The sequence below is a fragment of the Pseudomonas fluorescens genome, from assembly GCF_900215245.1.
In the GTDB taxonomy this organism is placed as follows: Bacteria; Pseudomonadota; Gammaproteobacteria; order Pseudomonadales; family Pseudomonadaceae; genus Aquipseudomonas; species Aquipseudomonas fluorescens.
In genome coordinates this window covers 4,515,067-4,528,615 of the sequence record NZ_LT907842.1, presented here as the reverse complement: position 1 = coordinate 4,528,615, position 13,549 = coordinate 4,515,067, and the positions used below count along the sequence as shown (strand labels likewise).

The following is a 13,549-nucleotide window of genomic DNA, read 5'->3' as shown; positions in this document are numbered from 1 at the left end:
AACGACGGGCCGGGCAATGCGGATATCGACAGGTAAGTCTAACCGGGGTTCGCCAACCTGGTGCACTCGCCAGTTATCACCGAACGTGACAGCATCCGTCATCAGCCATTCGCACACGGAGTTGGATGCCATGCTCAGTCTGAATGTCCTCGTCACCTGCCTGATCGTCTTACTGATCCCCGGCACTGGGGTGATTTTTACCGTCTCTACCGGCCTGACCTCCGGCAAACGCGCCAGCATATTTGCCGCGCTGGGCTGCACCGCCGGGATCATCCCGCACTTGTTGGCGTCGATACTGGGCCTGTCCGCCCTGCTCCACACCAGCGCCTTGGCCTTCGAAGCATTGAAATTCGCCGGCGCGGCCTACCTGCTGTACCTGGCCTATGCCACCTGGCGTGACCGCTCGGCCTTTGCAATGAACGACACGCCGACAGTTGCGACCGCGCGCAGCCTGATCCTGCGTGGCTTCTTGCTGAACATTCTTAACCCCAAGCTGACAATTTTCTTCCTGGCCTTCCTGCCTCAATTCGTAACGCCAGGCGGCACCGCGCCGGCCTTGCAGATGCTGGTACTGAGCGGCGTGTTCATGGCGATGACGCTTGCAGTGTTTGTACTGTATGGCCTGTTGGCGAATGTGTTTCGTCGTGCAGTGGTCGAGTCGCCACGTGTGCAGAACTGGCTGCGACGCAGTTTTGCCACGGCCTTTGCCGGGCTGGGGTTGAACCTGGCGTTTGCGCAGCGCTGAGAACGCGTTGAATCATGTCAATGGATCACCGACAAGGACTACTGAAACTTCCCACGTAACAGCCGGACAAGCTCTACAGATCTCTCCTTAAAACCTCTGCAAAGTCCTTCGCCTGATCACACAGTGCGAGGGATTGCAGATGGTTTTCTTTGTTAAAGCCCAGGGTTTTGGGGCTGTCGCTTGAACACGGCCATTGGCAGGCTGGCCCTGACCCCAATGGATGCCAAGACGGTCGATGTTGAAACCGTCTTGCGCGACTTTAGAGAGTGCCTGAACACCTTTGACGACTGGGCTGCGAGCTTCTGGAGCTTTTCGGCGCTGGATGTCGAGCAGGTGTTCAAGGTCGGCGACGAGGTGGCGCTGGTCGCGCCCATCCACCGCGCCATTTTTCCCAGCAGCACTGTTGCTACCTGCCAGGCCAACGGCACGTTGACCCTGGTGCACATGTTCCAGAGCACGCGGTTTGTGCCGATCGGCAACACGCCGGTGGTGCTGCAACGTGTCGATCCCAACGGCGGGCCGCTGGGCGAGCCAATCCACAAGACCATCGGCCCCAGCGGCATTCTCGAAATCACCGACTGCGACCGCAACCAGCCGTACCGAATCAGCTTCTATCCCAACGTTTCCACAGATCACGTCAAGGCGCTGTACGCGTCTTATCAGTCGGTGATCGGGGCGTTGGAGGCGCGCCTGCGCAGCGAGTGGAACGGCACGTTCCAAGCGCAGTGGAAAGACTACACGAACGCTACTCCGCTGGATCGGCGCCGGGTGCTGGAAGCGGCGTTTCTCAGTGGCATGGGCAAAGCGCTTTACGGGCTGTGGGACAACATCACGCAACTGTTTGACTTGCTGGCGGACATCCAGCCCAACAGCGAGAAATTGCTGCAATACATCTCCCAAACCGAACTTGATGAACTGCTGAAGCTCGGCAACGACGCGATTGCCAACGGCCTGCTGATACTCAGCGATGAGCCGTTGTTGTTCATTTATGTGTCGGCGATGGTCAGTTGGATGCGAATGCTGCCGCCGCAAGAAATGAACGAACTGATGGGGGAAATCACCGGCGAGGTGTTGATCAACCTGCTGCTGATCTGGGCGACTGCGGGAATGGGTGTGGCGGTACGCCTGGGTACGCAGGTGCTGGGGCACATCAAGTCTGGGCGGGCGCGGGATCTGCTGGAGTTGTTGGCGACCAAGCTGGTGATGCCCAGGTTGGAGCTGCATGCCGAGGCGGTGAAGCCACTGCTGATTGGTAGCGCGGCGACGCCGATCAAGACGGTGCCGGTTGCGCCGTTGAAGGCGGGGGAGCAGTTGGTTTCCAACCCGGTGCCGGCGGTTCGTAAGAAGACCCAGCAGACGACATTGGTGCGCCAGGAACCTGTCGACGATGTGCCGGCTACGGGTAAGAACCCGAACGGCGATGCGGCGGCCCCGGCGGACAAGACGGCCACCAACGGTTGCCCGGTGTCGATGGTGACCGGCGAGGAACTGCTGACCCTCACCGACGGTGTGCTGGACGGGATATTGCCGTTTGAGTGGACACGGTTGTATCGCACCAGTGCGGTGGACGTGGATTGCGGACTGGGGTTTGGCTGGAGTCATGCGCTGGCCCAGCGGTTGGTGGTGGATGGCGATTCGGTGGTGTGGACGGATCATGAGAACCGCTCGACTGCCCTGCCCTTGCCTTCTGCCGCCCGACCGGTGATTACCAACAGCCTGGCCGAAGCCGCGATTTACTTGGGCGCTTTGCCCGATGAACTGGTGCTGGCTCAGGCGTCACGTTTCTACCATTTCCGCGACGGTTTACTCACAGCCATCAGCGATGCGTATGACAACCGCCTGCGGGTTGTTCGAGATCGTTTGGGGCGAATCGAACGACTGGATAACGGTGCGGGTCGCTCGCTGTTTTTGCGCTATGCGTTTGGCCGCATCGTGGCCGTGGACTACCAGGTTCATCGCGCCAAAGGGCCTGAACCCTTTGAATGGGTGACTGAACAGACCGTCGTTGCCTACGCCTACGATGACCTTGGCCGACTGGTGTCAGCGACCAACGCCGTAGGTGAAAGCGAGGTTTATCGGTACGACGATCAGCACGTCATTCTGGAGCGGCAGCTCGCCGGCGGGGCGAGCTTCTTCTGGGCGTGGGAACGGGCTGGCAAAGCGGCACGCTGTGTCCGGCACTGGGCCAGCTTTTCGCAGATGGACACGCGCTATGCGTGAGATGACAACGGCCGGGTCACGGTTCACAACGCTGACGGCAGTCGCGAAGTTTACGTGCATGACCAGCGCGCGCGGCTGGTGCAGCGCATTGATCCCGACGGCGCCGAGCATTTCAAATCCTACGATGACAAGGGCCGACTGACGGTCGAGCAGGACCCGTTGGGCGCGGTGACGGCGTATCAGTACGACGACGCCGGACGGTTGGTGGCGTTGTTTCCTGGGGAGGATGAACCGACTTCCTACGAGCACGATAACGGGTTCGTACGGGTTGTACGGCGTGGTGAGGCGGTCTGGAGGTATGAGCGCAACGACCAGGGCGACGTCATTCGTAAGACCGATCCCGACGGGAATGTCACGGACTGCAGCTACGACAAATACGGGCAACTGAGCGGGATTTGGTATCCGGATAACAGCTGTCACCGACTGGTCTGGAATGAACGTGGTCAGTTGCTTGAGGAGCAACTGCCGAATGGCGCTATCAAGCGCTATCGCTATGACGATCTTGGTAGGCAGATTACACGCGAGGAAGAGCATGGAGCGCTAACCCAGTATCAATGGGACGCCGCCGGGCGTCTGCTGAAACTGACCCGGCACGATGGAGCTACGCGGGAATACAGCTACAACCCCTACGGAAAAATCACCGCCGAACGCGATGAACGGGGCCACGTCACCCGCTACGAATACGCCGACGGCCTGCACCTGATCAGCCGCCGCATCAATGCCGACGGCAGCCAGGTCAACTACCGCTACGACAACGTACGGTTGCTGCTGACCGCCATCGAAAACGAAGTCGGCGAAACCTATCAGCTCGCTTACCACCCCAGTGGCCTGATCCAGCAGGAAATCGGTTTTGATGGCCAGCGCACCGCCTACGTTTACGACCTCAACGGTAACCTGGCGGAAAAGACCGAATATGGCGATGACGGCAGTCAGCTAATCACCCGCTACGAGCGAGACCACGCCGGCCGCCTCGTACGAAAAACCCTGCCCGACGGCAACCTTGTTGATTATGCCTACGACCGCCAGGGCAACCTCCTCAGCGTTGACGACGGCCACTGGGCGCTGGCCTACGAATACGACCCACAAAACCGCCTCACCGCCGAACACCAGGGCTGGGGCACCTTGCGCTATGGCTACGACGCCTGCGGCCAGCTGCAAAACCTCCGTCTGCCCGACAACAACCGCCTGACCTTCAACCACGACAAAGGCGGCCACCTTGCCAGCGTCGAACTGAATGGTGAGACACTCACTTCTCACCTGTTCAAAGCCGGTCGCGAACACCAGCGCCAACAAGGCCAGCTCCTCAGCCACTACCACTACGACGAACAAAACCGCCTGCACGCCCACGCCGTCAGCCAACAGCAACACACCCTCTACCAGCGCCAATACGACTACGACAACACCGGCAACCTCACCCGCCTGCTCGACACCCGTAAAGGCCAACACGACTACCACTACGATCCCCTCGCCCGCCTGACTCGGGCCGATCACTCACAAGACGGGCAAGAACGCTTCGGCCACGACCCGGCGGGCAACCTGCTGATGCAGGATCGACCCGGCCCGGACATCGTTGCCGGCAACCGCCTGATGATCCAGGGCGATCATCATTACGACTATGACGCCTTTGGCAACCTGATCCGCCAAAGGCGCGGTAAGGGTCACCAACTTGTCACCGAATACCGCTACGACTGCCAGCATCGGTTGATAGGCATCACCCAGCCCAATGGGCAAACGGCCAGCTATCGCTATGACCCGTTTGGGCGGCGGATCAGCAAAACCGTCGACGACATCACCACAGAGTTTTTCTGGCAAGGCGACAAGCTGGTTGCCGAGCATCACGCGGATCGTCATCGCAGTTACATCTACGAGCCTGACAGTTTTAGGCCTCTGGCACTGCTGGAAGGCTTTGGTCCAACAGACACCCAGCCCTTCCACTACCAACTCGACCACCTCGGCACCCCACAGGAACTCACCGCCCCCGACGGCGAGATCGTCTGGTCGGCGCACTACCGCGCCTACGGCAAGATTGCCCGCCTCGATGTCAACAAAATCGACAATCCGCTGCGCTTCCAAGGCCAATACTTCGACCCGGAAAGCGCGCTGCACTACAACCGCCACCGCTACTACAATCCGGACAGTGGTCGTTACCTGACGCCTGACCCGGTGAAGCTGGCGGGTGGGATCAACGCATACCAGTACGTACCGAACCCAACGGGGTGGGTAGATCCGCTAGGCTTAAACACATGCCCTGGTGGAGACGGGTGTAAGCCCGCAGACACAGTTGATGAGCCTTCGGCAAAAGCAAAAGCTTACAAAAGCGAACCCGAACCACCGAAAACGAGCGATGAAGAGGAGTATTTATTTCGAGGGGATAGAAAACATCCAGAAGAAGCCTTTAAAACTGGCTTTAAGAGTAAGGGAGAAAGCAATGACCTTTATCTGCACGCCCTAAACAGCAACGACCCACCAAGTAACTTTATAAGCACCTCTCCCTCAAGGCTCACCGCTATAGATTTTGCAACCGGATACGGCACAAGAAAAGGTTATTTATACGTGATAAAAAGCATACCTGGTCATGACGTAAACTTAGAACTCGGTAAAATGACGCCATTCTCTAACGAGAAAGAATTCGCAGTCCATCACAGAATACACCCAGAGGATATTTTGGGCATGACACCTGTAAAGCGCGATGGAAGCTATGTAGGATACTCAATCCCAAATCCGAATAGGAAATAGTATGAATACGCAAATAATAAAGGTAATTATCGACAACAAAAGTTCGGAAGTCACCGTAAGATATGATCTCGAAAAACTTTCGATGACATTTTCCGAAGCTGACAACTTCAAGAAAACCTACAGGGGAAAGGACATCTATACTTGTTTAGCAAAAGTTAGAGCGGATTTCCCGCATATAGTATTCCTTTGTAAGGGCGCAAAAATAAACGTCATGCCCTCAAGGATGGCATCTCAAATGAGTGCCGGTCTTATTGCATATGAAATGACACTAGGTAAACAAGCATCACGAGACGACATCGTTCATCTATTTGATTATGAAGAAAATAACCTAACAAACAACCCACAAGAACAGGTGGATTTCTTCAAAAACTGGCTAAAATCATTAGGTGCGGAGGACTATGAAAAATTCAGCTAAGTCAACTTCCAGAAAAAACATCTTCATCATCAAAAACGGTATATGTGAAAATGCAGTAATCGAATATGAAGGAGGCAAGCCGACACTTCACCTACTGCTAAACGATGAAACACGAAAAAGCTACACAGCACTGGATCTGTATGATTGCTTCGGTTTATTGAGGGCAGACTTAAAAGATATAAAGTTTTTATGCAAAGGCGCAAAGATTAACGCACACACATCAGGCATGTCTTCACATATGTCAAATGGACTTATCGCTTATGAATTGACAATGGGACAGGCAAACACTGAACTTGTGCATATCTTGGCGTTAGAGGAAAACAATCTCACCAACGATATACAGGAACAACACGACTTTTGCCAACGCTGGTCTGAATCGGTACCGGTGTAGCACGGAGCACCTGTGACGAGTCCTCCCCGCCACAGGACCACAGACCGGACTCAGATCCCAGCCAACGCCAAATCCATCGCAAAATACGTAAAGATCAAATCCGCCCCCGCACGCTTGATCGACCCCAACGTCTCCCGCACCACCCGCGCCTCATCAATCGCGCCGGCCTGGGCGCCAAACTTGATCATCGCGTACTCACCACTCACCTGATAGGCCGCGACCGGTAAGCGTGAGGCTTCGCGGATGTCGCGGATGATGTCGAGGTAGGCACCGGCGGGCTTGACCATCAGCGCGTCTGCGCCCTCTTGCTCGTCCAGCAGCGATTCGCGCACGGCTTCGCGGCGGTTCATCGGGTTCATCTGGTAGCTTTTGCGGTCGCCCTTGAGGGCGCTGCCACCCGCTTCACGGAACGGGCCGTAGAGGGCCGAGGCGAATTTGGTGGAGTAGGCCATGATCGGAATATGGGTGAAACCCGCGTCGTCCAGGGCGCGGCGAATCGCCTGGACCTGGCCGTCCATCGCTGCCGAAGGGGCGATCACATCGGCGCCGGCACGGGCGGCGGCCACGGCTTGCTTGCCGAGGTTGACCAGTGTCGCGTCGTTGTCGACATGAGCACCGTGCATCACGCCGCAGTGGCCGTGGTCGGTGTATTCGCAGAAGCACGTGTCGGACATGACGATCATTTCCGGCACGGCGTCCTTGATAATCGAGGACATGCGCGAAACCAGGCCGCGTTCTTTCCAGGTGTCGCTGCCGTTCGCGTCCAAGTGGTGGGATACGCCGAATGTCATCACCGACTTGATCCCGGCACGGGCAAAACGCTCGATCTCACCGGCCAGTTTCTTCTCGGGGATTCGCACTACACCCGGCATGCTGGTGATCGGTACGAAGTCGTCGATTTCTTCTTCGACGAAAATCGGCAACACCAGATCGTTGAGGGTGAATTCGGTTTCCTGGAACAAGCCACGCAGCTCCGGGGAGCGGCGCAGGCGACGTGGGCGGGCTTGGGGGAACTGGCTGGTCATGGTTTTCCTGACTGGATGCTAAAACAGTAGAGGCAAAAATCTTTGGGGCCAAAGCTTATGCCTCCAGGCCCCGGCAGCACAAATGCCAAGGGGCCAACAGTGTATTGCGTGGCCCGTAACAATTCATTGATCTAGAGCTGTACACGCCCTTCGATGCATACCGCTACCTCGCCGCCGATCCAGATTTCATCGCCATGATGCTCGACGCGAATACGCCCGGCGCGTCCCATGGCCGTACCTTGGCTGACCACGTAACGGCTTGGCGCCAGGCCTTCACTCAGCAACCATTGGGCAAGGCCGGCGTTCAGGCTGCCGGTGGCCGGGTCTTCCGGGGCGCCGTCGCCGGCGATAAAACCGCGGACTTCGAAGTGCGTGTCCACATCGTCGCGCGCCGGGTCACAGGGCGCGATGACGCCAACGGCCAAACCGTGGAGTTGCGAGTAATCCGGCTGCAAACCCAGCACCTGTTCGCGATCGGCCAGCATCAGCGCCAGCCAGCCCCCACCATTGTCCACCCACTGGCTGCGCACAATGGCCTCGGGCGCCAGCCCCAGCGCCAGGCGCACGCGTTCGAGCACGGGAGTTTCCACCGCGCCGGAACGCAATAACGGCGGAGCAATGAACGCCAGTTGATCGCCTTCGCGACGGACACGCACCAGGCCGATTTCGCACTCCTGGATGATCTCCTCGCCTTTGGGCACGCCGCCCGCGTGCAACCAGGCATGGCAACTGCCCAAGGTCGGGTGCCCGGCGAACGGCAGCTCGTTGAGCGTGGTAAAGATTCTCACCCGATAATCCGCCCGCGGATCACGCGGCGTCAGCAAAAACGTGGTTTCGCTGAGGTTGGTCCAGTTAGCGAAGTCGGCCATTTGCTGGTCGGTGAGGCTATCAGCGCCCAGCACCACGGCCAACGGGTTACCTTTGAGTGAAACGCTGCTGAATACATCCAGCTGTTTGAAATCGAACGTCTGCATGCTTCAGCTCGGTATGTTCAGGCCGCGGATCACCGCAGGGCGGGCAACAAAGCCGTCCAGCGCGCGCAGCACATTAGGGAAATCAGCAATGCCCACCAGGTCGCCGGCTTCGTAGAAGCCAATCAGGTTGCGAACCCATGGGAACGTGGCGATGTCGGCGATGCTGTATTCGTCGCCCATGATCCAGGTGCGACCCAGCAGGTGTTGTTCCAGCACGCCCAGCAAACGCCGAGACTCGGCGGCGTAGCGATCACGCGGGCGCTTATCTTCGTATGCCTTGCCGGCGAATTTGTTGAAGAACCCGACCTGGCCGAACATCGGGCCGATACCCGCCATTTGAAACATCAGCCACTGAAGGGTTTCATAGCGGGTGGCCGGGTCTTCGGAGAGTAACTGGCTGGTTTTTTCGGCCAGGTAAATCAGAATCGCGCCGGACTCGAACAGCGCCAGCGGCTGACCGCTCGGGCCATTGGGGTCGATGATCGCGGGGATTTTGTTGTTGGGGTTCAGGGACAGAAACTCGGGAGACAGCTGGTCCTGGGTTTCGAAACTGACCTTGTGCGCTTCATAAGGCAGGCCCAGCTCTTCGAGCATGATCGACACTTTGACCCCATTGGGCGTGGGCAACGAATACAGCTGCAAGCGTTCCGGGTATTGGGCGGGCCATTTGCTGTTGATCGGGAAAGCGGCAAGTGCGTTCATCGGAAAGTCCCCAGGCGGAAAGTCCCCATAATAGCCAGCGGCTCGCCGTCCTGCATGGGTCATCATTGCGCAACATTACCGCGCTAATCTCGCGCGCTGACGAACCAAAGAGCCGATACACACTCTTAAGTGCGCCATCAGGGTGAATGGAGACACTCGTTACAACGACACGGAAAACCGCAGGACGCCGCATGCGTCACTGGCGCCGGGCCTGTACGACTTCAACCCAAGCACGAAGACTCGACACGACAATGACAATCAAGCCTCTGTGCCTTACTAAACGCCTTAAACGCTATTCATACATCATGTTGCCGCTGCTGCTGGTTGGCGGCGCAATCGGCCTGACGCTGGAGTCGCGGATCAGTCGCGCCGAGCCGGTGGATGGCGTACAAACCCTGGTCTTCCTGCGCCACGGTGAAAAACCGGCCGGCGGCCTCGGCCAGCTCAACTGCCAGGGCCTGAATCGCGCGATGAACCTGGCGAGCGTCTTGCCGGAAAAATTCGGCAAGGCCAACTACGTATTCGCCGCCAACCCGACGCGCAATGTCGAGGAAGGTGAACACGACAATTCCTACAGCTACATCCGGCCACTGATGACCATCAGCCCCAGCGCCATCAAGCTCGGCCTGCCGGTGAACATCAAGTTTTCAGCCAACGACACCAGCGCCCTCGCCGACGAGTTGGTCGAAGACAAGTACCACAACGCGATCATCTACACCGCCTGGTCCCATGGCTACCTGCCAGAGCTGATCAACAAGGTGGCCAGTGAAGCCTCGGGGGAAAAACACACGATCACAGAGGATTGGTCGGGCGACGACTACGACACGCTCTATGTCCTGACCCTGACCTGGCACAACGGCAAAGCCTCACTGCTGAGCCGCAATTACAAGCAAGGCCTGAATAACGGCGAGCGGACATGCCCGGACGCCACTCAAGTCAGCGCAGATATCTGAAGCTTGCGCGCCACAGGCGTATGATGCCCCGCTATTGAACCATCTGCGGATCTGCACCATGCCCAACCTCATCTCCCAGCAGCCCAACCGGGGCTGGTCCTTCTGGTGGAAACCAGCGCTGTTCGTGCTGGTGGCCTGCATAGGCCTCTACTATGTGAAGTGGTCGCCCTACTACCTCAAGGCGTTCGTGGCGGCGGATAACCACAGCATCGGCGCCTCGATTCTGAATGACCAGCAAAGCTCGCCACTGGCAGCGGCGCTGGCCTATGCCCAGGTGTATTTCCTGGCGATCTGGAAGGCCGCCGTGCTGGCGGTCATTCTGGGCTCGCTGTTGCAAGTGTTGATTCCCCGCGACTGGCTGTTGCGCCTGTTCGGCCGCGCCGGGCTGGGTTCGACCGTACGTGGCGGGCTGTTCGCCTTGCCGGGGATGATGTGCAGTTGCTGCGCGGCCCCGGTGGCAGCCGGCATGCGCCGTCAGCAGGTGTCGGTGGGTGCGGCCCTGGCGTTCTGGATCGCCAACCCGGTATTGAACCCGGCGACCCTGGTGTTCATGGGCTTTGTGCTGGGCTGGGGCTTTACCGCATTGCGGCTGGTCGCAGGGATTGTGCTGGTGGTCGGCGTGTCCCTGGTGGCGCAGCGGATTGCCCGGCCCGACCACGTGCCGGAAGCCGCACTGGAAGCAGTGGCCGACGTCAGCCAGGTCGAGTCGCAGCCGTTCCTGGGCCGTTGGTTACGTACCCTGTGGCAGTTGTTCTGGAGCACGATCCCGATCTATATCGTCGCCGTGCTGGTGCTGGGAGCTGCGCGGGTCTGGCTGTTCCCTCATATTGACGGGGCCATGGCCAACAGCCTGATGTGGCTGGTGCCGCTGGCGATCGTTGGTACGCTGTTCGTGATTCCTACCGCCGCCGAGATCCCAATCGTACAAACCATGATGACCCTGGGCATGGGCACCGGGCCGGCCGTGGCCTTGCTGATGACCCTGCCCAGCGTGAGCCTGCCGTCACTGCTGATGCTGCGCAAGGATTTCGACGCGCGCGTACTGGTGACGGTGGCCGGGCTGACCATGCTGATGGGCGTGGTGTGTGGGTTGATCGGGGCGGTCCTTCTTTAGATTTCTGGCGACGTTGAGGACCCTTTCGCGAGCAAGCCCGCTCCCACATCCAACCGTGCTCATCCTGTAGGATCGCGGTCGTAATGTAGGAGCGGGCTTGCTCGTGAAGAGACCCTCAAAACCAGCGACTATGCTCGCCTGGCACTCCGCTCGCGCAAATACTCCACCACCGCGCCCTGCTCCCCCGCGAACTCGATCCGTGCGCCCTTGCTTTCACGCTGGAAGGCGTACATCGGGTCGTAATACTCGCGCAGCAACCCTTCGATCCATACCCGGTGCAAGTCCACGGCAGCGCTGCGGGCCTGTTCAGCCAAAGCGTCCTGCAAAACAGCCTGCAAGCGCTGGAAGCGCTCGCCGCCCAGGCGTTTATGGATATTGGCCAGGCTCTGGGTCAGGCGCTCGGCAAACAGCGCCTGGCCATTTTCGCCAAACACCTGGATAAACTCGGCGCACAGGTCGACCACGTAATCGCGCAAGATCCTTTCGACCCGGCCTTCAACGCTGTCCTCCAGCCACACCATCGGGAATGTCTGCATGCCTTTGTGCAACGGCAAGGGCAGCGCACAACTGCCTATCATGCGGCTCTCATCCTCAACGACAAATTGTTCGATCCCCGCCGCGCGTTTTTTCAGCAGGTCCACCGCCAGGCGGTTTTCGAAGTCGATGTTGGACGGTTGTGTCGTGGCGCGTTTGCCGAAGCTGGAACCGCGATGGTTGGCGTGGCCCTCAAGGTCCAGGGCGTTATGCAACTGGCCAAGCACCTCGGTTTTACCGGTGCCGGTCATGCCGCCCAGCAATACGAAATCACACTCGGCGGTCGCCTGCTCCACGGTCTCCAACAAAAAGGTCCGCATGGCCTTGTAGCCACCGCCGACACGGGGGTACTCGATACCGGCTTCGGTTTTCAACCATTGCTGCACGATCTGCGAGCGCAGCCCGCCGCGAAAGCAGTACAAGTAACCGTCAGGATTGGCCTTGGCGAACTGCGCCCACTGTTCGATACGCTCAGCCTTGATCGCCCCCGAGACCAGCTCATGCCCCAGCACAATCGCGGCTTGCTGGCCCTGCTGCTTGTAACAGGTGCCGACCCGTTGGCGCTCGTCGTCGGTCATCAACGGCAAGTTGATCACCCCGGGAAACGCGCCCTTGATGAATTCGATCGGTGCGCGGGTATCCATCATCGGCCGGTCGTTGAGGAAGATGTCGCGGTAGTCGGTGATGTCGGTTGCCATCAAAACACCTCTACCGCGTGTGTCTGTCGCTCAACCAGTGCACCGATCGGCTCCAGGCTCAGGCCCAGCTCGGCAGCCACCGCGTGGAACTCAGCGTCACCTTCCGCGGTAACGGCGATCAACAGGCCGCCACTGGTCTGCGGGTCGCACAGCACGCGTTTGTGCAGCTCCTGCAAGCGCCCGACTTTGCTCGAGTAGCTGTCGAAGTTGCGCAAGGTGCCACCGGGCATGCAGCCCTGATCCAGGTAATCCTCAATCCCGGCCAAGAGTGGGACTTTTTTGTACTCAATGCGGGCTGTGAGAGCACTGCCGTCAGCCATTTCCACCAGGTGGCCCAACAGGCCGAAACCGGTGACATCGGTCATGGCCGTGACGCCAGCCAACTTACCGAAACGGCTGCCCGGTTTGTTGAGCGTGCACATCCAGTCACGGGCCACGCCGACATCCGCCTCGCGCAATTTGCCCTTCTTCTCGGCGGTAGTGAGGATGCCGATGCCCAGCGGTTTGGTCAGGTACAGTTTGCAGCCGGCGGTAGCGGTGTCGTTGCGTTTCATATGGCGCTTTTGCACGATGCCGGTCACGGCCAGGCCGAAAATCGGCTCCGGGGCATCAATGGAGTGGCCACCTGCCAAGGGGATACCGGCGGCATCGCACACCGAACGGCCGCCACGGATCACTTCGCGGGCAACCTCCGGCGCCAGCACATTCACCGGCCAGCCCAGAATGGCAATGGCCATCAACGGGTCGCCCCCCATGGCGTAGATGTCGCTGATCGCGTTGGTGGCGGCAATGCGCCCAAAGTCAAAGGGGTCATCGACGATCGGCATGAAAAAGTCGGTGGTGGAAACCACACCGCGTTCGTCGTCGATGGCGTACACCGCCGCATCGTCGCGTGAGGCGTTGCCGACCCACAGATTGGGGTCGAGGTTCTGCGCGCCACTGCCGGCGAGGATCACTTCCAGCACCTGGGGCGAAATCTTGCAGCCGCAACCCGCGCCGTGGCTGTACTGGGTGAGGCGAATCGGCTCGTTCATGGTGGACC

General features: G+C 59.0%; 10 protein-coding genes and 1 pseudogene. 6 read left to right on the top strand and 5 right to left on the bottom strand.

Going from position 1 to position 13,549, the window contains the following annotated elements; all coding sequences use genetic code 11:
* Positions 1 to 130 precede the first annotated feature (130 nt).
* From CPH89_RS21265 to CPH89_RS21250, 4 genes and pseudogenes are all read left to right on the top strand, one after another.
* Positions 131 to 745 (top strand): LysE family translocator, encoded by a 615-nt coding sequence (locus CPH89_RS21265; RefSeq protein WP_053255443.1) that lies wholly within the window; start codon positions 131 to 133, stop codon positions 743 to 745.
* A gap of 216 nt (positions 746 to 961) precedes the next feature.
* Positions 962 to 5,701, top strand: a pseudogene (locus CPH89_RS21260) (RHS repeat-associated core domain-containing protein).
* A 1-nt stretch (position 5,702) separates the two neighbouring features.
* Positions 5,703 to 6,116, top strand: a complete 414-nt coding sequence (locus CPH89_RS21255; RefSeq protein WP_053255440.1) for a hypothetical protein — start codon at positions 5,703 to 5,705, stop codon at positions 6,114 to 6,116.
* Entirely contained in the window at positions 6,100 to 6,507 is a 408-nt protein-coding gene (locus CPH89_RS21250) for a hypothetical protein (RefSeq protein ID WP_081006346.1), read from the top strand. The genes CPH89_RS21255 and CPH89_RS21250 overlap by 17 nt, the downstream gene beginning before the upstream one ends.
* Before the next feature lie 50 nt (positions 6,508 to 6,557).
* Here the strand turns inward: CPH89_RS21250 and hemB are convergent, their stop codons facing one another.
* The 3 genes from hemB to CPH89_RS21235 form a co-directional block, all read right to left on the bottom strand.
* Positions 6,558 to 7,532 carry a porphobilinogen synthase gene (gene hemB / locus CPH89_RS21245; RefSeq protein ID WP_053255439.1) on the bottom strand — a complete coding sequence of 325 codons (975 nt, stop codon included), beginning with the start codon at positions 7,530 to 7,532 and terminating at the stop codon, positions 6,558 to 6,560.
* A 131-nt stretch (positions 7,533 to 7,663) separates the two neighbouring features.
* Positions 7,664 to 8,506, bottom strand: coding sequence for a PhzF family phenazine biosynthesis protein (locus tag CPH89_RS21240; RefSeq protein ID WP_053255438.1), 843 nt, complete (start codon positions 8,504 to 8,506; stop codon positions 7,664 to 7,666).
* Positions 8,507 to 8,509: 3 nt separating this feature from the next.
* The gene (locus CPH89_RS21235; RefSeq protein WP_053255437.1) at positions 8,510 to 9,208 is read right to left on the bottom strand and encodes a glutathione S-transferase N-terminal domain-containing protein; all 699 of its coding nucleotides are present in this window, start codon (positions 9,206 to 9,208) and stop codon (positions 8,510 to 8,512) included.
* A 251-nt stretch (positions 9,209 to 9,459) separates the two neighbouring features.
* On the opposite strand from CPH89_RS21235, the gene CPH89_RS21230 reads away from it, so the two are divergent.
* Positions 9,460 to 10,161 (top strand): hypothetical protein, encoded by a 702-nt coding sequence (locus CPH89_RS21230; protein ID WP_053255436.1) that lies wholly within the window; start codon positions 9,460 to 9,462, stop codon positions 10,159 to 10,161.
* Positions 10,162 to 10,219: 58 nt separating this feature from the next.
* On the top strand, positions 10,220 to 11,275 hold the full coding sequence (locus CPH89_RS21225; RefSeq protein ID WP_053255435.1) for a permease: 1,056 nt from the start codon (positions 10,220 to 10,222) through the stop codon (positions 11,273 to 11,275).
* Between the two features lie 128 nt (positions 11,276 to 11,403).
* On the opposite strand, the gene mnmH is transcribed toward CPH89_RS21225, so the two are convergent.
* Both mnmH and selD read right to left on the bottom strand, forming a co-directional pair.
* Positions 11,404 to 12,507: a tRNA 2-selenouridine(34) synthase MnmH gene (mnmH, locus tag CPH89_RS21220; protein WP_053255434.1), complete on the bottom strand. Its 1,104-nt coding sequence runs from the start codon at positions 12,505 to 12,507 to the stop codon at positions 11,404 to 11,406.
* Entirely contained in the window at positions 12,507 to 13,541 is a 1,035-nt protein-coding gene (gene selD / locus CPH89_RS21215) for a selenide, water dikinase SelD (protein ID WP_053255433.1), read from the bottom strand. Before selD ends, mnmH begins: the two co-directional genes overlap by 1 nt.
* Positions 13,542 to 13,549: the final 8 nt, after the last annotated feature.

Bases quoted from the DNA above. Each gene is read 5' to 3' on its own strand.
- CPH89_RS21235 (WP_053255437.1), bottom strand. From the start codon at position 9,208: ATGAACGCACTTGCCGCTTTCCCGATCAACAGCAAATGGCCCGCCCAA.
- selD (WP_053255433.1), bottom strand. From the start codon at position 13,541: ATGAACGAGCCGATTCGCCTCACCCAGTACAGCCACGGCGCGGGTTGC.
- CPH89_RS21230 (WP_053255436.1), top strand. From the start codon at position 9,460: ATGACAATCAAGCCTCTGTGCCTTACTAAACGCCTTAAACGCTATTCA.
- mnmH (WP_053255434.1), bottom strand. From the start codon at position 12,507: ATGGCAACCGACATCACCGACTACCGCGACATCTTCCTCAACGACCGG.
- CPH89_RS21250 (WP_081006346.1), top strand. From the start codon at position 6,100: ATGAAAAATTCAGCTAAGTCAACTTCCAGAAAAAACATCTTCATCATC.
- hemB (WP_053255439.1), bottom strand. From the start codon at position 7,532: ATGACCAGCCAGTTCCCCCAAGCCCGCCCACGTCGCCTGCGCCGCTCC.
- CPH89_RS21225 (WP_053255435.1), top strand. From the start codon at position 10,220: ATGCCCAACCTCATCTCCCAGCAGCCCAACCGGGGCTGGTCCTTCTGG.
- CPH89_RS21255 (WP_053255440.1), top strand. From the start codon at position 5,703: ATGAATACGCAAATAATAAAGGTAATTATCGACAACAAAAGTTCGGAA.
- CPH89_RS21240 (WP_053255438.1), bottom strand. From the start codon at position 8,506: ATGCAGACGTTCGATTTCAAACAGCTGGATGTATTCAGCAGCGTTTCA.
- CPH89_RS21265 (WP_053255443.1), top strand. From the start codon at position 131: ATGCTCAGTCTGAATGTCCTCGTCACCTGCCTGATCGTCTTACTGATC.